This is a genomic window from Thiobacillus denitrificans, from assembly GCF_001530125.1.
In the GTDB taxonomy this organism is placed as follows: domain Bacteria; phylum Pseudomonadota; class Gammaproteobacteria; order Burkholderiales; family Thiobacillaceae; genus Thiobacillus; species Thiobacillus denitrificans_C.
This window is the reverse complement of sequence record NZ_LDUG01000086.1, coordinates 1-1,302: the sequence shown is the minus strand read 5'-3', so window position 1 is coordinate 1,302 and position 1,302 is coordinate 1. Positions and strand designations below refer to the sequence as shown.

The window sequence follows — 1,302 nt, the reverse complement described above, 5'->3', positions numbered from 1 at the left end:
TGGTGGCTCTGGGTGCGGGGGCGGACTGGTTCAGCCTTGCCTTAGCTGAGCTACTTTTTCGCGATTCGTCCGCTGCATCGCGGCCACATCAATAATCAGGGCCACATTGCCATCACCCAGAATCGTTGCGGCCGAAATCCCCGGCACCTTGCGGTAGTTGGTTTCAAGATTTTTCACCACCACCTGATGCTGGCCCACCAGTTGATCCACCAGCAGCGCAAAACGCGTTCCTTCGGCCTGCACAATCACCACGATGCCCTGCGTCGGGTCCTGCACCGCGTCGGCGACCTGGAAAAGTTTGTGCAATTCAAGCAGCGCCAGGTACTCGCCCCGCACATGCATGACCTGCTCATCGGCTGTGATGTCATGAAGATCCCTGGCATGCGGCTGCAAGGATTCGATGACGTAATTCAGTGGCAGGATGTAAACCTCGCCACCGACCTTGACCGACATGCCATTGAGAATGGCCAGCGTCAAGGGCAGCACGATCCTGATCCTGGTGCCCTTGCCTTGCGTGGAAGCGATTTCAACATGGCCACCCATTTCCTGAATATTGCGCTTGACCACATCCATGCCGACGCCACGACCGGAGACGTCGGTAACGGCTTCTGCCGTCGAAAAACCCGGTGCAAAAATCAGTTGCCAGACCTCATCGTCAGAGGCGGTTTCGCTGATCGCCATGCCTTGCTGATTCGCCTTGGCCAGAATTTTTTCCCGTACCAGGCCACCACCATCGTCCTTGACCTCGATCACGATGCTGCCGCCTTGATGCTGGGCTGAAAGCGTCAACTGGCCTACCGGGTCTTTGCCGGCGAAGGCGCGCTGTTCCGGCGTCTCAATGCCGTGGTCAAGGCTGTTGCGTACCAGGTGAGTGATCGGGTCAATGATGCGCTCGATCAGGCTTTTATCCAGCTCGGTTTCTTTGCCAACCGTTACCAGCTGCACCTGTTTGCCCAGCTTGGCCGACAGGTCGCGTATCAGGCGCGGAAAGCGGCTGAACACGTAGTCCATCGGCATCATGCGGATGGACATGACCGATTCCTGCAGGTCGCGCGCATTGCGTTCCAGATGCCCCATGCCGCTCAGCAAGCGCTCGTGCAGGACCGGGTCCAGCGTCGATGCGGTTTGCGTCAACATCGACTGGGTAATCACCAGTTCACCCACCAGATTGATGATCTGGTCAACCTTTTCAACGTCTACCCGGATCGAATTGGACTCTTTGGCATTTGCAGCTGCTGCGGGCGCGGCGACGGCGGCAACCTGCGGCGCAGGCACGGCAATGGCCGCCACAGGGAGATCAGC

Annotated in this window: 1 protein-coding gene; it reads right to left on the bottom strand. The window is 58.4% G+C overall.

Going from position 1 to position 1,302, the window contains the following annotated elements; genetic code table 11:
• Positions 1-30: 30 nt before the first annotated feature.
• Positions 31-1,302 (bottom strand): chemotaxis protein CheW (locus ABW22_RS16545; protein WP_193393324.1); only part of this gene is annotated, 1,272 nt, incomplete at its 5' end.